The sequence below is a fragment of the Klebsiella sp. YJ genome (assembly GCF_002108615.1).
GTDB lineage: Bacteria > Pseudomonadota > Gammaproteobacteria > Enterobacterales > Enterobacteriaceae > Klebsiella > Klebsiella planticola.
The window spans coordinates 105,533-122,440 of the sequence record NZ_MTEG01000002.1 but is presented as its reverse complement, the minus strand read 5'-3'; the positions used below and the strand labels follow the sequence as shown (position 1 = coordinate 122,440).

At 56.7% G+C, this 16,908-nt stretch carries 14 protein-coding genes; 5 read left to right on the top strand and 9 right to left on the bottom strand.

Annotation, left to right across the window (positions count from 1 at the left end; all coding sequences use genetic code 11):
* Positions 1–2: 2 nt before the first annotated feature.
* The 4 genes from BV390_RS02825 to poxB form a co-directional block, all read right to left on the bottom strand.
* Positions 3–1,016, bottom strand: coding sequence for an NAD-dependent epimerase/dehydratase family protein (locus tag BV390_RS02825; RefSeq protein WP_032695647.1), 1,014 nt, complete (start codon positions 1,014–1,016; stop codon positions 3–5).
* 96 nt (positions 1,017–1,112) lie between these two features.
* Complete coding sequence (locus BV390_RS02820; RefSeq protein WP_032695648.1) at positions 1,113–2,546, bottom strand: SDR family oxidoreductase; 1,434 nt, start codon at positions 2,544–2,546, stop codon at positions 1,113–1,115.
* Positions 2,547–2,556: 10 nt separating this feature from the next.
* The gene (gene ltaE, locus BV390_RS02815) at positions 2,557–3,558 is read right to left on the bottom strand and encodes a low-specificity L-threonine aldolase (RefSeq protein ID WP_032688648.1); all 1,002 of its coding nucleotides are present in this window, start codon (positions 3,556–3,558) and stop codon (positions 2,557–2,559) included.
* A gap of 149 nt (positions 3,559–3,707) precedes the next feature.
* Positions 3,708–5,426, bottom strand: coding sequence for a ubiquinone-dependent pyruvate dehydrogenase (gene poxB, locus BV390_RS02810; RefSeq protein ID WP_032688647.1), 1,719 nt, complete (start codon positions 5,424–5,426; stop codon positions 3,708–3,710).
* Positions 5,427–5,578: 152 nt separating this feature from the next.
* On the opposite strand from poxB, the gene BV390_RS02805 reads away from it, so the two are divergent.
* A complete protein-coding gene (locus BV390_RS02805) occupies positions 5,579–6,013 on the top strand; it encodes a DoxX family protein (RefSeq protein WP_085396549.1) in 435 nt (144 codons plus the stop codon).
* Positions 6,014–6,165: 152 nt separating this feature from the next.
* On the opposite strand, the gene hcr is transcribed toward BV390_RS02805, so the two are convergent.
* From hcr to aqpZ, 4 genes are all read right to left on the bottom strand, one after another.
* Positions 6,166–7,134, bottom strand: a complete 969-nt coding sequence (hcr, locus tag BV390_RS02800; protein WP_032695651.1) for an NADH oxidoreductase — start codon at positions 7,132–7,134, stop codon at positions 6,166–6,168.
* 11 nt (positions 7,135–7,145) lie between these two features.
* Positions 7,146–8,798, bottom strand: a complete 1,653-nt coding sequence (hcp, locus tag BV390_RS02795) for a hydroxylamine reductase (protein ID WP_046852925.1) — start codon at positions 8,796–8,798, stop codon at positions 7,146–7,148.
* Positions 8,799–9,020: 222 nt separating this feature from the next.
* Complete coding sequence (locus BV390_RS02790; RefSeq protein WP_032688644.1) at positions 9,021–9,920, bottom strand: LysO family transporter; 900 nt, start codon at positions 9,918–9,920, stop codon at positions 9,021–9,023.
* A gap of 127 nt (positions 9,921–10,047) precedes the next feature.
* Positions 10,048–10,743 (bottom strand): aquaporin Z, encoded by a 696-nt coding sequence (aqpZ, locus tag BV390_RS02785; RefSeq protein ID WP_047664489.1) that lies wholly within the window; start codon positions 10,741–10,743, stop codon positions 10,048–10,050.
* Positions 10,744–11,137: 394 nt separating this feature from the next.
* Here aqpZ and BV390_RS02780 point away from each other — a divergent pair, with 394 nt between their 5' ends.
* From BV390_RS02780 to macB, 3 genes are all read left to right on the top strand, one after another.
* Positions 11,138–12,796, top strand: coding sequence for an ATP-dependent endonuclease (locus tag BV390_RS02780; protein ID WP_032688641.1), 1,659 nt, complete (start codon positions 11,138–11,140; stop codon positions 12,794–12,796).
* Positions 12,797–12,897: 101 nt separating this feature from the next.
* Positions 12,898–14,013: a macrolide transporter subunit MacA gene (gene macA / locus BV390_RS02775; RefSeq protein WP_032688640.1), complete on the top strand. Its 1,116-nt coding sequence runs from the start codon at positions 12,898–12,900 to the stop codon at positions 14,011–14,013.
* The gene (gene macB, locus BV390_RS02770; RefSeq protein WP_032700453.1) at positions 14,010–15,956 is read left to right on the top strand and encodes a macrolide ABC transporter ATP-binding protein/permease MacB; all 1,947 of its coding nucleotides are present in this window, start codon (positions 14,010–14,012) and stop codon (positions 15,954–15,956) included. Before macA ends, macB begins: the two co-directional genes overlap by 4 nt.
* Before the next feature lie 68 nt (positions 15,957–16,024).
* Here the strand turns inward: macB and cspD are convergent, their stop codons facing one another.
* Positions 16,025–16,246 carry a cold shock-like protein CspD gene (gene cspD, locus BV390_RS02765; RefSeq protein ID WP_004860015.1) on the bottom strand — a complete coding sequence of 74 codons (222 nt, stop codon included), beginning with the start codon at positions 16,244–16,246 and terminating at the stop codon, positions 16,025–16,027.
* A 325-nt stretch (positions 16,247–16,571) separates the two neighbouring features.
* On the opposite strand from cspD, the gene clpS reads away from it, so the two are divergent.
* A complete protein-coding gene (gene clpS, locus BV390_RS02760; protein WP_004860017.1) occupies positions 16,572–16,889 on the top strand; it encodes an ATP-dependent Clp protease adapter ClpS in 318 nt (105 codons plus the stop codon).
* Positions 16,890–16,908 lie beyond the last annotated feature (19 nt).

Sequence of the window (16,908 nt, the reverse complement as noted above, 5' to 3'; positions counted from 1 at the left end):
GGCTAGCGGTGTAATTTCCCGTGGTCCTTCAGCCAGGCGGCGGTGCGAATAATGCCGTCATCCAGCGTGACCACGGGTTGATAGCCCAGCTCTTGCTGAGCGCGGGAGATATCGAGGGTAAAATCAAAGTTCAGCTTGGAGACGCCGTAGTGGGTAAAGGCGGGTTCCCTGGCGGACTTGTTGCCAAAATGCTCCATACTGCGGGCGATAATATCCAGCATCGGGTAGGGCACTGAGCGGATCCGGCATTTAATGCCCAGTTCATCAATCAGCTTCTGCACGATGCTGTGCAGCGTGCGCGGTTCGCCGTTGGTGATATTCCAGGCGCGGCCAGAGGGCAAATGATCGCACTGTGGCTGGCTGGCGAGCCACATCGCATGTACCGCATTTTCATAATAGGTCATATCAACCAGCGCGCTGCCGCCGCGCGGAAGCAGGACGCTACCGTAGTGCTGCATCATTTGCGCCAGGCGAGGAATAAACACTTTATCATGGGGGCCGAACAGGCTTTGCGGACGCAGAATGGTAAAGCGGGTGTTGGGGTTCGCCTGGGCCAGCAGATGAATGACCTCTTCGCTGGCCGCCTTGCTGCGGGCAAATTCATTGGCGAAACGCTGCGGACGGAAATCTTCCTGCACATCGCGATGATGGTGATAATCAAAGTAGAGCGACGGGGAGGAGATATGAACGAAATTACGCACGCCCCAGGCAACGGCCCACTCTCCGAGACGGCGGGTAGCCCGCACGTTAGCGAGATCAAAAGCCTGCTGTGTACCCCAGGGAGAGGTAAAGCTTGAACAGTGCCACAGGGTATCGATACCGGCGAGCATCACTTTGGCCTGCGAAGAAACCAGTTCGGTTAAATCAGCAGGCACAAACTCGGCGCCCATTTTGCTCAGAAGCTTGCCCATCGCTTCATTACGCCCGGTGGCTCTGACGCTGATGCCTTGATGACGCAGATATTCCACCGCGTTGCGGCCTAATCCGCTGGTCGCACCGGTAACCAGTACCTTCATATCAACCTACTGTCCCAGAAAAGAATTTCGTGCGCATTTTTCCGTGATTCTCCTCATGATGCAATGAGAATGATGAAAGAATGCCACACATACTGCCTATTTGCCTGTGATTTGTTCGGCCAGCCGGGCAATGCGTCGCGCCATACCGCGAAAGATAAACAGATGCGCCGGGATCATCAGCAGCCAATAGAACAGCCCGGGCATGCCGTGAGGATGCCACCAGGCGCGGACATCCAGTTCGCGGCGATCGCCTTTATCGCTCAGCGTAAAACTCAGGCGCCCAAGACCCGGCGCTTTCATGCCGAATAATAAGGTTAGCTGCTTTTGCGGTTCGACGATAATGACCTTCCAGCTGTCCACCGTATCACCGGTCCGTAGGTTGGCACGATCGGGACGACCTTTCGCCAGCCGGTGGCCGACCAACAGGTCCATCGCCCCGCGGATCCGCCACAGAATATTGCCAAAGAAGTAACCCTCTTTGCCGCCGATTTGATTGACCACCTGCCACAGCGCCGCCGCGCTGGCGTGGGTGCTCACCGTACAACCGGCCTGTTTAGGATAGTAGCCATACTCCGGCCGCCAGCGGGCAAACGCCTGGGCGTCATAGCCCCAGTCGCTGGAGTTGGCGAGCTGCTCTTCCTCTTTTAGCGTGCGGCGCACCGCTTCATCAAAGGAGAGCAGCGTCTGGGGGATCAGCGCGCGCAGGGTGCGATCGTCGGCGATCAGATCGTGCTTTAACCCCTGAATCAATGCCCGGGCGATAGTCGGAGGGACCGACGTAATCACGTTGAGAAACCACACCGAAATCCAGCGGGTGGGGAAGGGAATCGGGATTAACAGGCGATGTTTGCCGCTCACTGCCATAAAGCGAGTGAACTGCTGTTGGTAGCTTAATATTTCTGGGCCGGCGGCCTCCAGTACGCGATGAGCGCTGGCCGGATGGTGAAGCAGCTGCACCAGATAATAGAGCAGGTTTTCCAGAGCGACAGGCGTCGTTCGCGAGCGAACCCAGCGCGGTGGCGTCAGGATCGGCAGGTTGTAGACCATATCGCGCATCACTTCGAAAGCGGCGGAGCCGGCGCCGATGATAATTCCCGCCCGCAGTTCGGTGACCGGTACGGCGGATTCCCGCAGAATGTCGGCGGTGATTTGCCTGGCGCGCAGATGATCCGATTGTTCGGCTTCCGGCGCCTGCAGGGAGCTGAGAAAAATCAGCTGCCGGACCGGCGTGACGCGCAGGGCATCGCGAACGTTGACCGCGACCCGACGTTCGTGCGCAATAAAATCGCCGCCTTCGCCCATCCCGTGCACCAGATAATAAACGGTATCCACCTGCGCCAGCAGGGCGGAAAGCCCCTGCGGCTGGTTAAGATCGAGCGGATGGCAGCTTACGCCCGGAAGATTGAGTTTCTGCAGCCTGTCGACATGGCGTGCCGCCGCCAGCACCGGGTAACCCTGCTCGCTTAATGCCTGCACCAGATGCTGGCCGATATAGCCGCTGGCACCGAGCACCAGAATTCGTTGCGACACGCCGGGCTCCTTAGCGCTGCAAAAATGCCTGCCAGTGGCCGACGACGTCCGCAAGCTGCTGGCGGCTGACATCCAGATGGGTGACCAGGCGCACGATCGGCGAGGCATTGATCAGCACGCCGCGCTGCTGCATAAATGCGCCCAGCGCTTCGGCGTGTTCTTCTCCCACGCGGACAAACACCATGTTGGTATCATGCCGGGTCACGTCGGCGCCCATTGCGCTGAGCTGCCCGGCCATCCACGCCGCATTGTCGTGGTCCTCTTTTAACCGTTGGACGTTGTTTTGCAGGGCATAGAGGCCTGCCGCCGCCAGAATACCGGCCTGGCGCATGCCGCCGCCGACCATTTTCCGCCAGCGGGTGGCGCGGCGAATGTACTCGTGGCTACCGACCAGCAGCGAGCCGACCGGCGTGCCCAATCCTTTAGAAAGACAGATAGTAAAAGAGTCGCAATATTGGGCGATATCCCGCAGCTCACAATCGTATTCCACGACCGCATTGAAGATACGCGCGCCGTCAACGTGCAGCGCCAGATTGCGCTCACGGGTAAATTGCCAGGCTTCTTTGAGATAGTCGCGCGGCAGAACCTTACCGTTATGGGTATTTTCGAGGCTCAGCAGGCGAGTTGGGGCAAAGTGGATATCGTCAGGTTTAATCTTCGCGGCGACTTTATCCAGCGGCAGAGTGCCGTCTGCGGCGGCGTCTATCGGCTGCGGCTGAATGCTACCCAGTACCGCCGCACCGCCCGCTTCATACAGATAGTTATGCGCGCCCTGGCCGACGATATACTCTTCGCCGCGCTGGCAGTGGCTCAGCAGGCCGACCAGATTAGCCTGGGTACCGGTGGGCAGGAACAGCGCGGCTTCTTTACCGGCCAGCTGGGCGGCGTAGCGCTGAAGTTCATTTACCGTTGGATCGTCACCATACACGTCGTCTCCGACCGGGGCGGCCATCATCGCCTCCAGCATGGCGGGTGCTGGGCGGGTTACGGTATCACTGCGTAAATCTATCACGGCATTTCCTTCTGGGTGGCTCATCCCGCAGGCGGCTGTGGCGCGCCTTTTCTGACCCCGGCGACAGGCGTGGTGCTGTCGTCGGGGATTCTCGGGCGCGCCGCATCACGGCATCGGGCATGATTTCAGGTATTAACTAAAAGAATGTTTTACCTGAGCCAGTTGGTTTTCGCCAGTTCGATTACCTCATCGCCGCGTCCGCTGATAATGGCGCGCAGCATGTACAGACTAAACCCTTTGGCCTGCTCCAGTTTGATCTGTGGCGGAATGGCCAGCTCCTCTTTGGCGACGACAACATCCACCAGTACCGGACCATCGGTACTAAACGCGGTCTGTAACGCGCTATCGACCTCGCTGGCTTTTTCGACGCGGATCCCTGTGATCCCGCAGGCTTCAGCAATGCGGGCGAAATTCGTGTCGTGCAATTCGGTGCCGTCGGTCAGATAGCCTCCGGCTTTCATTTCCATTGCCACGAAGCCGAGGACGCTATTGTTAAAAATGATAATTTTTACCGGCAGCTTCATTTGCGCCAGCGAGAGGAAGTCGCCCATTAACATGCTGAAACCGCCGTCGCCGCACATCGCCACCACCTGGCGATCCGGCGCTGTCGCCTTGGCGCCAATCGCCTGCGGCATGGCGTTAGCCATCGAACCGTGGTTAAACGACCCGATCAGGCGGCGTCGGCCGTTCATTTTCAGATAGCGGGCGGCCCAGACGGTTGGCGTCCCGACGTCGCAGGTGAAAATTGCGTCGTCGGCGGCAAAATGGCCGATCTGCTGCGCCAGATACTGCGGGTGAATCGCTTTGTCGCTTGGTTTCGCCAGGTCATCGAGTCCTTTACGCGCTTCGCGGTAGTGCTCAAGGGCTTTATCCAGAAACGCGCGGTCGGTTTTCTCTTCCAGATGCGGCAGCAGCGCGCCGAGCGTGGATTTAATATCGCCGACCAGCGCCATATCGACTTTGCTGTGGGCGCCGATGCTGCCGGGGTTGATATCAATCTGGATGATTTTGGCGTCGGTGGGGTAGAAGGCCCGGTAGGGGAACTGGGTTCCAAGCAGCACCAGGGTATCGGCATTCATCATGGTATGGAAACCTGAGGAGAAGCCAATCAGTCCGGTCATCCCGACATCATAGGGGTTGTCATACTCAACGTGCTCTTTGCCACGCAGGGCATGAACGACAGGGGCTTTTAATTTCGCGGCAAATTGGACCAGCTCGGCGTGCGCGCCAGCGCAGCCGCTGCCGCACAGCAGGGCGATATTGCTGGAATAGCGCAGTACCTGCGCCAGCTTTTTGATCTCCTCTTCCGGCGGCGTGACCGTCGGCAGCGGCGCAGCGTACCAGTGAGTGCTGGCGTTCTCCGGCGCGGCTTTCAGCGCCACGTCGCCGGGCAGCACGACCACCGATACGCCACGGTTAATCACCGCTTTGCGCATCGCTATTGCCAGCACCTGCGGGATTTGCTCTGGCGTGGAGACCAGCTCGCAATAGTGGCTGCATTCGCGGAACAGCTCCTGCGGATGGGTTTCCTGAAAATAGCCGCTGCCGATTTCACTGGAGGGAATATGGGCGGCGATGGCCACCACGGGAACGTGGTTGCGATGGCAGTCAAAAAGACCGTTAATCAGATGGAGGTTACCCGGGCCGCACGAACCTGCGCAAACCGCCAGTTCACCGGTTAACTGCGCTTCGGCGCCTGCCGCAAAGGCGGCGACTTCTTCATGTCGGGTGGGCATCCAGGCAATGGTGCCCATCCGGTTCAGGCTATCGCTCAGTCCATTGAGGGAGTCGCCGGTGACGCCCCATATGCGTTTTACGCCGGCCTGTTCAAGTGTTTTTGCTATGTATGCCGCCACAGTTTGCTTCATGGTTCTCCATCTCCTTTTTGTGATAACGCTTACAAGCTTAGATGAAACTGACCGTTCCGCCCGCCAGTCCCCCTCATTTTCCGCTGGTATTATTGTTCGCCAATCCCGCATATTGTGTCGACACACCAGACGGTAAACAGGAATCATTTCAAATGGTTAAATCGCTGTTAAATTCTGTTAATAAAATGTTTTCACATGATGATGTCGGCAAACTCTTGTTACGACTTGCAGTGGGTGGGCTGATGCTGTTTCACGGATTGCATAAGCTTGTTGCTGGCGTGGACGGCATTAGCGGTATGCTGGTGGCCAAAGGATTGCCCGGTTTTATCGCCTATGGCGTACTGGTGGGGGAGGTGGTTGCGCCTTGTCTGCTGATTCTGGGGATCCTTACCCGCCCGGCGGCGCTGGTACTGGCGTTTACGATGATCGTGGCGTGGCTGATGGTGGGAATGGGCGAAACCGGATCGCTGGATAAAACCGGGGCCTGGGCAATTGAGAGTCTGGTCTATTTCTTTATTGGCGCGCTGGCGATTGCCTGTCTTGGGGCGGGGCGTTTCTCGGTGGTGGGAAATTCGGTCTGGCGATGAGGAATTGCCGGATGGCGCTGCGCTTATCCGGCCTACAGCGACTCTCGTAGGCCCGGTAAGCGTTAGCGCCACCGGGCATTTGTGTCGGGTGGCGCGGTGTTGACCCGACCGACAAAACGACAACGGCTCTCGTAGGTCGGACAAGTCTACGATCAGGCGAGAACCAAATCCCCCTGCGGATGGCAGGAGCAGGCCAGCACGTAACCCTCAGCGATTTCCGCATCGGTTAACGTCATGGTACTGCTGACGGTATATTCACCAGAAACCACTTTGGTTTTGCAGCAGCCGCACACCCCCGCGCGGCAGGCGACGGTCACCGGCACCTGGTTGCTTTCCAGCGCCTCCAGCAGCGTGGTGCCGACCGGTGCATAAAACGCCTTCGCTGGCTGCAGTTTGGTGAACTTCAGTCCGGCGGTGGCCGCTTGTGCAACCGGCGTAAAGAACTTTTCTTTAAAGAAACGCGTTACGCCAAGGGCGGTCACTTCCTGCTCGACCCAATCCATATAGGGCGCAGGTCCGCAGGTCATTACCGTACGGGTTGCGAGGTCCGGCACGCTTTTCAGTAACTCCGTGGTCAGACGCCCGGCGACAAAACCGTGGGTAGCGTTATTTTCCGCCACCAGCGTCACCGGGTACTGTCGCCACTCATCGGCGAAAATCACATCCTGAGGCGAGCGAACATTGTAAATCACCTGCACATCGGCCTGTGGACGATATTTTGCCAACCAGCGGCGCATCGACATAATCGGGGTCACGCCGCAGCCGGCGGCCAGCATCAGGAACTTGTCTTCCGCTTTATCTTCACAGGTGAACTCACCCATCGCGTCGGACAGCCAGAGATAATCACCGCGTTTGAGCTGACGGGTCAGCCACTGTGAGCCGGCTCCCTCGTCAATCCGGCGAACGGTCAGCGTAATGTATTCGCTGACCCCCGGCGTCGACGAAAGGGTATAAGCGCGCAGCGTCTCTGCCGAATTGCGCACGCTCACCAGCGCGTACTGCCCGGCACGGTACGGATAATAGTCGTGGCAGAGCAACGAAATCGTCCAGACATCCGGCGTCTCCTGATGGATGTGATGAACCTGCATCCGCCACGGGCACTGATGGGTTGGCATGGTCATTCTCTCGCTCCTTACGCGCTTAGCAGCTGCTGCATGTCTTCTTCTACGGTGGTCACTGAACGCAGGCCAAACTTCTCATTGAGAATCGCCAGCAGGTCCGGCGTGAAGAAGCCCGGCGCGGTTGGACCGGTCACGATGTTCTTCACCCCCAGCGAAAGCAGGGTCAGCAGAATAACAATCGCTTTTTGCTCAAACCAGGAGAGCACCAGCGAGAGCGGGAGATCGTTGACGCCGCAGCCCAGTTTCTCCGCGAGGGTGACTGCCAGAATAATCGCCGAGTAGGCGTCGTTGCACTGACCGGCATCGACCAGACGCGGCAGACCTTCGATATCGCCGAAGTCCAGTTTGTTAAAGCGGTATTTACCGCAGGCCAGGGTCAGGATCAGGCAGTCATCCGGGACGCTGGTGGCGAAATCGGTGAAGTAGTTACGTTCACCGCGCGCGCCGTCGCAGCCGCCGACCAGGAAGATATGGCGCAGTTTTTCACGGCTCACCAGGTCGATAAGGGTATCCGCGGCGCCGAGCAGCGTCTGGCGACCGAAGCCGACGGTGATCAGGTGTGGAATTTCGCTGTACGGGAAGCCCGCCATCTGCTGTGCCTGAGCGATAACCGGAGCAAAATCATCCCCCTCGAGGTGATTGACGCCCGGCCAGCCGACAATGCTGCGGGTCCAGATACGGTCATCATAGGCGCCAACGGTCGGGTCGATAATGCAGTTCGAGGTCATCACGATAGGGCCAGGGAAGCGGGCAAATTCTACCTGCTGATTTTGCCAGCCGCTACCGTAGTTACCGATCAGATGTTTGAATTTACGCAGCTCCGGATAGCCGTGCGCCGGCAGCATTTCACCGTGGGTATAGACATTGACGCCGGTGCCTTCGGTTTGTTGCAGCAGATTGTAGAGATCTTTCAGGTCGTGGCCAGAGATCAGGATGCACTTGCCTTCGGTCGCTTTGACGTTGACCTGAGTCGGGGTCGGATGGCCATATTGAGTGGTTTCACCGGCATCCAGAATGCTCATTACTTTGAAGTTCATCTGGCCGATTTCCATTGAGCACTCCAGCAGAGCGTTCAGATCGGCGGGCCAGGTGCCTAACCAGGCCATGATTTTGTGGTACTGCGCATAAATGTCATTGTCGTACTGACCGAGAACGTGCGCGTGTTCCATATAGGCCGCTGCGCCTTTCAGGCCGTACAGGCACAGCAGACGCAGGCCGAGAATGTTCTCGCCAATAGCCGCTTTGTCTTTGTTGGGGGTAAATTCCGCCGCCTGGCGCTGCAGGTCGCCGAGATCGTCGCTCGCCAGCTGCAGATCGGCCATCGGGTTATCGACGCTGGCGGTCGCATCAACGCTCAGGCATTGTGCTTTCAGCGCGTCGCGCATGGCAATCGCCTCACGCGCGTAGCCAACAATACGCGGGGAATCGAAGTTAACGTTGGTCAGCGTGGAGAAAAATGCGCGCGGGGCAAAATTATCAACATCATGATTGATGATGCCATATTCACGGGCCTTTACCGCCCAAGCGGACAGACCTTGTAGGGAAGCAATCAGCAGATCCTGGAGATCGGACGTTTCTGCCGTTTTACCGCACATACCCTGCGCGTAAGAGCAGCCGTTCCCTGCCGGGGTACGGATGGTTTGTTCACATTGCACACAAAACATGGTCACACCTTTTTTAAAGTTATATTTGAGATACATGTTTAAGGTTATGCCGGTAAAAGAAGGGAGAAAAGGTATTTCTGATACAATTTAAAGGGAGATTGATTTAGCGCAAATTTGGCCGCGGTGGGCTACCGCCACGGAGGTACAGATCAAGACCAGGGCGATGTGCCCCCGGGCGCGGCGAATACCATCGCCGGGGGCAGAGTGAGGGCGCTGAATGCTTCAGGCCGAGAAGAGGGCGATCAGCACCGGCACCAGCAGGCTCAGAACAAAACCGTGGACGATGGCGGCAGGGACAATCTCGACGCCGCCGGAACGCTGTAAAACCGGCAGGGTAAAGTCCATTGAGGTGGCGCCGCATAGCCCTAATGCCGTGGAGCGACTGCGGCGAACCAGGCCCGGGATCAGCATGATGGCCAGCAGCTCGCGGGAAAGGTCGTTGAAGAATGCGGCGCTGCCGATGACCGGTCCAAAGGATTCAGTCATCAGGATCCCGGAGAGCGAATACCAGCCGAACCCGGAGGCCATGGCCAGACCGGTCTTCAGCGGCAGGTCGAGAATAAAGGCGTTAATCACCCCGCCGGCTAATGAACTCGCCGTGACGACCACCGCCACAATCATGCCGCGACGATTAAGTACTATTTGCCGTAAAGTCATTCCATTATTTCGCAGCTGAATACCAATCAGGAACAGCAGGAAGATCAGCGTATATTCGCTCGCCTCGGTGGCATGCTGTAAAAATGACAAACCGCTCAGACCAATCAGGAAACCAATAAGCACCACGCCGCACAGCTGCAGAGATTCCATGGCCATTGCGACGCGCGAAGGTAATTTCTCCTGCCGGTGCTGGTGACGCCACGGCATTTTCTGCTCGAGCCACATTAATGCGGCAATATTACACAGCAGAATAACCACCACGCTGACCACCGCATAATGAAGAATGGACAGCAGGTTGCTGGAAAGATTGTCGAGGAAGGCGAGACTAATCCCCATGAAAAAGAGGATCACATAGACAATCCAGCTCAACAGTCGCGTAATAAGTTTTAGTACTGAAGGGTGACGCAGAGGAATAAGGTAGCCGGCAACCAATGGCAGCAGAATGATTAATAATCCCGAAAACATGAACGATCTGGTCCTTGCAGAATGAGGTGAGCGCCACTGACACTACCCAAATCAGAGAACCGAGTAAAGCTGTGCCTGAAAAGAAAGGCCCGGCATTGCCGGGCCTTGCGTGAAACCAGATAAAGGGTTAATTGCGTTTTTCCAGCAGAGTACGGTACAACACGCCGCCGAGGATACCGCCGATAACAGGCATCACCCAGAATAACCACAGCTGCTGCAGCGCCCAACCCCCCTGGAAAATCGCCACGGCGGTGCTGCGCGCCGGGTTAACCGAGGTATTGGTGACCGGGATGCTGATCAGGTGGATTAAGGTCAGCGCCAGGCCAATCGCGATGGGTGCGAAGCCGGCCGGTGCGTTTTTATCCGTTGCGCCATGAATGACCAGCAGGAAGCCGCAGGTCAGGACAATTTCAATCACAATGGCGGACAGCATGGAGTAGCCGCCAGGCGAATGTTCTCCGAAGCCGTTGGAAGCAAAGCCGCTGGCTGCGGCATCAAAACCGGCTTTACCGCTGGCCACCACATACAGAACGGCAGCGGCAATAATACCGCCAACCACCTGGGCAATAATATAGCCAATCACGTCCTTCGCCGGGAAACGACCGCCGGCCCACAGACCTAAAGTGACCGCCGGGTTGAAGTGCCCGCCGGAAATATGACCGACGGCAAATGCCATGGTTAATACAGTTAAACCGAAGGCTAAAGCCACCCCGGCAAACCCAATTCCCAGCTCCGGGAAGGCTGCGGCGAGCACGGCGCTACCGCACCCACCAAACACAAGCCAGAATGTACCAAAGCATTCCGCTGCTAATTTTCTGAACATAACCACCTCAAAAGAATAATGTAAACGGGCACGGATTGTGTGCCGATCTTTATTTATCGACATAAAGGATAACGATAAAAATAAAGCGACGCTATTTTATGGACGATCGTCATCCTGCGGCTAGCTAAATAACTAGATTTAATTTGATTTAGGGCAATGTGATCTTAATCCTTGCACCATTGGTGATTGCACAAAAGTGTAGAACAAAAATAATAAAGATAACCACTTTGGCGAATGAATTATTTTCAAAATAAATAGCACGGTTAATAATCATAACCTGGGCAATGTCACTCGTCGGCTCGGGGCCGCGTTTGGGCCGGTAGTGTCATGTTTACGCATGTCTCGCTATACTGCTGATTATTGAAGGAGAAAGTGGTGACTGAGCGGAGGAGATATGCATCTTGAGCGGGTAGAAATCGTCGGTTTTCGCGGCATCAATCGTTTATCGCTGATGCTGGAGCAAAATAACGTTCTGATCGGCGAGAATGCATGGGGTAAATCCAGCCTGCTGGATGCGCTGACGCTACTGCTTTCGCCGGAATTTGAGCTCTATCACTTCGTCCGCGATGATTTCTGGTTTCCGCCGGGCGATGTTCAGGGACGTGAACATCATCTGCATATCATTTTGACCTTCCGCGAGAATGAGCCAGGCCACCATCGGGTGCGCCGTTTTCGTCCGCTGAGCGACTGCTGGGTGCCCTGCGAGGATGGCTATCAGCGTATTTTTTATCGCCTGGAAGGCGAACTGACCGATGACAACAGCGTCATGACGCTGCGCAGCTTTATCAACAGCAGAGGCGAGGCGCTGGCGCTGGACGATATTGACGAAATGGTGCGCCACCTGGTGCGGCTGATGCCGGTTCTGCGTCTGCGCGATGCGCGCTTTATGCGGCGCATTCATAATGATGCCGTGCCGCACTCGCCGCAGATTGAGATAACCGCTCGCCAGCTGGATTTTCTCTCTCGTGAGCTGGTGAATCACCCGCAAAATTTAACCGATAGTCAGATACGCCAGGGGCTATCGGCTATGGTGCAACTGCTGGAGCACTATTTTGCCGAGCAGAGTAGCGCGCAATCTCGTCACCGCCTGATGCGTCGTCACTCGCATGACGAACAGCGTAGCTGGCGTTACCTGGATATTATTAACCGGATGATTGATAAGCCCGGCGGCCGTAGCCATCGGGTGATCCTGCTTGGTCTGTTTTCAACCCTGCTACAGGCCAAAGGGACGGTAAGGCTCGACCGCGACGCGCGGCCTCTGCTGTTGATTGAAGATCCGGAAACGCGTCTGCATCCCATTATGCTGTCGGTAGCCTGGCATTTACTGAATTTGCTGCCGCTGCAGCGCGTCACAACCACCAATTCCGGCGAACTCCTGTCGTTGACGCCGGTGGAACACGTCTGCCGACTGGTGCGCGAATCCTCGCGCGTATCGGCCTGGCGGCTTGGGCCTGGGGGGATGAATGCGGAAGACAGCCGGCGCATCGCTTTTCACATTCGCTTTAACCGCTCCTCCTCACTGTTTGCCCGCTGCTGGCTGCTGGTTGAAGGGGAGACCGAGACCTGGGTTATCAACGAACTGGCCCGGCAGTGCGGGCATCATTTTGATGCTGAAGGGGTCAAGGTCATTGAATTTGCTCAGTCGGGGCTGAAGCCGCTGATCAAGTTTGCCCGTCGGATGGGAATTCAATGGCACGTGCTGGTCGACGGCGATGAGGCGGGGAAAAAATATGCGGCGACGGTTCGTGGCCTGCTCAACGATGATCGCGATCTTGAACGCGAGCACCTGACCACGCTTCCGGCGCTGGACATGGAGCACTTTATGTATCGCCAGGGCTTTAACGATGTTTATCATCGGGTGGCGCAGCTACCGGCGAATGTGCCGATGAATATGCGACGGGTGATTACCAAGGCGATTCACCGCTCGTCAAAACCGGATCTGGCCATTGAGGTGGCGATGGAGGCCGGTCGCCGCGGCGTGGAGTCGGTGCCGACGCTGCTGAAAAAAATGTTCTCCCGCGTGCTGTGGCTGGCGCGCGGTCGGGCAGACTAAGCGTGGTGACAATAAGAATGATTCAAATTTAGCGTTATGTTTTTACCCTCTGCGGATAGAATCACCACCTGGCTCTGCGAGTGAAAACATCAGGAATTTTTATGAAGCTCAATGGAAAACGCAGGAAAGTCTGGTGGCTGCTGGTCGTTATCGTGCTGGCGCTGGCCTTCTGGGGATGGCGGATACTCAATGCGCCGCTGCCGCAGTATCAGACATTAGTGGTGCGTAAAGGCGATTTACAGCAGAGCGTGCTGGCCACCGGCAAACTGGACGCCCTGCGCAAAGTCGATGTCGGGGCGCAGGTCAGCGGACAGTTAAAAACGCTGCGCGTGAATATCGGCGACAAGGTTCAGAAGGATCAGCTGCTGGGGGTGATTGACCCCGAGCAGGCGCAAAACCAGATCAAAGAAGTCGACGCGACGTTGATGGAACTGCGCGCCCAGCTGAATCAGGCGCGCGCCGAACGTAAGCTTGCCGCGGTCACCCTGGCTCGCCAGCAGCAGCTGGCCCAACGCCAGCTGGTTTCCCGCCAGGAGCTGGATACGGCGGCGACGGATTTGGCGGTGAAAGAGGCGCAGATTGGTACCATTGAAGCGCAGATAAAGCGTAATCAGGCGACGTTGGATACCGCCAAAACCAACCTCGACTACACGCGGATTCTGGCGCCGATGTCTGGGGAAGTGACGCAAATTACCACCCTGCAGGGGCAAACGGTGATTGCCGCCCAGCAGGCGCCCAATATTCTGACCCTGGCCGATCTCAGTACGATGCTGGTCAAAGCTCAGGTATCTGAGGCGGACGTGATCCACCTTCGCCCGGGGCAAAAAGCCTGGTTTACCGTGCTCGGCGACCCGCTGACCCGCTACGAGGGGAGCCTGAAGGATATTTTACCTACCCCGGAAAAAGTCAACGACGCCATTTTCTATTACGCTCGCTTTGAAGTGCCGAACCCGCAGGGGATCCTGCGCCTGGAGATGACGGCCCAGGTACATATCCAGATGGCGGAAGTCAAAAATGTCATCACCATCCCGCTCAGCGCGCTGGGCGATGCCATCGGCGATAACCGTTACCACGTGCGGCTGCTGCGCACCGGCGAGGTGAAAGAGCGCGAAGTGACTATCGGCGCGCGCAACGATACCGATGTGGCGGTGGTGAAAGGGCTGGAAGAAGGCGATGAGGTGATCGTCGGCGAAAGTCGTAGCGGGACGGCAAAATGACGGCGTTGCTGGAACTGCGTGATATCCGCCGCAGCTACCTCTCCGGCGACGGCAGTGTTGACGTGCTCAAGGGCGTGACGCTGAGCATTGCCGCTGGTGAAATGGTGGCGATTGTCGGGGCATCGGGTTCAGGAAAATCGACGCTGATGAATATTCTTGGCTGTCTCGATAAGCCGACCAGCGGCAGCTACCGCGTTGCCGGAACCGATGTCTCCTCGCTCAGCGGTGATGCGCTGGCCCGCCTGCGACGGGAACATTTTGGTTTTATTTTCCAGCGTTACCATCTGCTCTCGCACCTGACGGCAGCGCAGAATGTTGAAGTCCCGGCGGTGTATGCCGGGGCCGAGCGACGAGAACGTCTGGCCCGGGCGCATGATTTGCTGGTGCGGCTTGGTCTGGGAGAGAGAGCGGAATATCAACCTTCGCAGCTCTCCGGCGGCCAGCAGCAGCGGGTCAGTATCGCCCGCGCGCTGATGAATGGCGGGGAGGTGATTCTGGCCGATGAGCCGACCGGCGCATTGGACAGCCGCTCGGGTGAAGAGGTCATGGCGATTCTGCACCAGCTGAAATCGCAGGGGCATACGGTGATTATCGTCACCCATGATCCGCAGGTGGCGGCGCAGGCCGAACGGATCATTGAGATCCACGATGGGGAAATTGTGCGTAACCCGCCGGCGAAAGGTCCGGTCAGCGGCGGGGTAGCCCGGCCGTTGGGCGGTGAAGAGCCTTCCGCATGGCGCCAGTTTACCAGCGGTTTTCGTGAAGCGCTGGTGATGGCCTGGCGGGCGATGGCGGCGAATAAAATGCGCACGCTGTTGACCATGCTCGGCATCATTATTGGCATCGCGTCGGTGGTGTCGATCGTGGTGGTCGGCGATGCGGCGAAGCAGATGGTGCTGGCGGATATTCGTGCGATTGGCACCAACACGATCGATGTTTATCCCGGTAAAGATTTTGGCGATGACGACCCCCGCTATCAGCAGGCGCTGAAATATGACGATCTGCTGGCCATTCAGAAGCAGCCGTGGGTGAGTTCGGCGACGCCCGCGGTGTCGAAAAGCCTGCGTCTGCGTGCCGACAACATCGATGTTGCCGCCAGCGCGGAAGGGGTCGGGCCACAGTATTTTAATGTCTACGGCATGACCTTTAGCGAAGGCAATACGTTTAACGAGCTGCAGCTCAACAGTCGGGCGCAGGTGGTGGTGCTGGATAGCAATACGCGTCGCCAGCTGTTTCCGCACAAAACGCGAGTTGTCGGGGAGATAATCCTCGTCGGCAATATGCCGGCGACCATCGTCGGGGTAGCGGATGAGAAGCAGTCGATGTTCGGCAGCAGTAAAATCCTCCGTGTCTGGCTGCCGTACACCACCATGGCCGGGAGAGTGATGGGGCAATCGTGGCTCAATTCGATTACCGTTCGCGTGAGGGAAGGGTATGACAGCGCCGCCGCCGAACAGCAGCTGCTGCGTTTGCTTGAGTTGCGCCATGGCAAAAAAGATGTTTTTACCTGGAATATGGACAGCATCTTGAAAACGGCGGAACGGACCACACATACATTACAGCTGTTTCTGACGCTGGTTGCGGTGATTGCGCTGGTGGTGGGCGGTATCGGCGTTATGAATATCATGCTGGTGTCGGTGACCGAACGAACGCGTGAAATTGGGATTCGGATGGCGGTCGGGGCGCGGGCCAGCGACGTACTGCAGCAGTTTCTGATTGAGGCTGTTTTAGTCTGTCTGGTCGGCGGCGCGCTCGGCGTGACCTTATCGCTGATGATCGCGGTGGTTCTGCAGCTGTTTTTACCCGGCTGGGAGATCGGTTTTTCTCCGCTGGCGCTGCTGACGGCGTTTTTGTGCTCGACGCTAACCGGCGTGCTGTTTGGTTGGCTGCCGGCGCGAAATGCCGCGCGCCTCGATCCGGTAGATGCGCTGGCCCGCGAGTAGAAACAAAAAAATGCCAGTCAGAAGGACTGGCATTTTACTGGCAGGATGTACACAATGAAGCAAAAGAGTTATGCAGCCGCTTCTGCTTCCACAGGAACAATCACGCTGGCGTGATTGCCTTTCGGCCCCTGGTGAACATCAAACCGAACGGCTTGTCCGGCTTTAAGCGTTCTGTAACCATCCATCTGGATGGTGGAGTAATGGGCGAAAATGTCTTCGCCGCCGCCCTCAGGGCAAATAAAGCCGAACCCTTTGGCATTGTTGAACCACTTAACAGTACCCATTTCCATACTTCGACATCCTTCGTAAATCTTTATAAGTAAGATGGAATGAACCGGTGGTGGAGTGACGAGTTGTTCAAATGCTCGCCAACTCTCGCTAGTACAATTTAGAGAAATACGGAAATGCGTCAAGCAATTGACGGTAGTGGGAGGCGAAAAATGCGTCAAAATTTGAAGCAGTTAACGCTATTGCCGGGGAATGTGACAGACATCGCGGATGGAAGTAATAGATGATAGTTATCTATGATCTATTGTAGATTTGCGTTGTGCATAGCCTCTGGTCATCGACAGGCCGCCGCCTGTTGGCAACAGCAACCGATGATGAATACTGACGATGAGTAAGAGAGATTGGCTGGACTTCGACCAGCTGGTAGAAGACGAAGTTCGTAATGAGCTTAAACCACCATCTATGTATAAAGTGATATTGCTCAATGATGACTACACTCCAATGGAGTTTGTTATTGACGTGTTACAAAAATTCTTTTCTTATGATGTAGAACGTGCAACGCAACTGATGCTGACGGTTCACTATCAAGGTAAAGCGATTTGTGGTGTATTTACCGCAGAAGTGGCGGAGACCAAAGTCGCGATGGTGAATGAATACGCGAAGGAGAACGAGCATCCATTGCTGTGTACGCTAGAGAAAGCCTGAAGACAGGCGTGAAAATTGG

Bases quoted from the DNA above. Each gene is read 5' to 3' on its own strand.
- hcp (WP_046852925.1), bottom strand. From the start codon at position 8,798: ATGTTTTGTGTGCAATGTGAACAAACCATCCGTACCCCGGCAGGGAAC.
- aqpZ (WP_047664489.1), bottom strand. From the start codon at position 10,743: ATGTTCAGAAAATTAGCAGCGGAATGCTTTGGTACATTCTGGCTTGTG.
- clpS (WP_004860017.1), top strand. From the start codon at position 16,572: ATGAGTAAGAGAGATTGGCTGGACTTCGACCAGCTGGTAGAAGACGAA.
- BV390_RS02780 (WP_032688641.1), top strand. From the start codon at position 11,138: ATGCATCTTGAGCGGGTAGAAATCGTCGGTTTTCGCGGCATCAATCGT.
- hcr (WP_032695651.1), bottom strand. From the start codon at position 7,134: ATGACCATGCCAACCCATCAGTGCCCGTGGCGGATGCAGGTTCATCAC.
- BV390_RS02805 (WP_085396549.1), top strand. From the start codon at position 5,579: ATGGTTAAATCGCTGTTAAATTCTGTTAATAAAATGTTTTCACATGAT.
- cspD (WP_004860015.1), bottom strand. From the start codon at position 16,246: ATGGAAATGGGTACTGTTAAGTGGTTCAACAATGCCAAAGGGTTCGGC.
- BV390_RS02790 (WP_032688644.1), bottom strand. From the start codon at position 9,920: ATGTTTTCGGGATTATTAATCATTCTGCTGCCATTGGTTGCCGGCTAC.
- macA (WP_032688640.1), top strand. From the start codon at position 12,898: ATGAAGCTCAATGGAAAACGCAGGAAAGTCTGGTGGCTGCTGGTCGTT.
- BV390_RS02825 (WP_032695647.1), bottom strand. From the start codon at position 1,016: ATGAAGGTACTGGTTACCGGTGCGACCAGCGGATTAGGCCGCAACGCG.
- macB (WP_032700453.1), top strand. From the start codon at position 14,010: ATGACGGCGTTGCTGGAACTGCGTGATATCCGCCGCAGCTACCTCTCC.
- poxB (WP_032688647.1), bottom strand. From the start codon at position 5,426: ATGAAGCAAACTGTGGCGGCATACATAGCAAAAACACTTGAACAGGCC.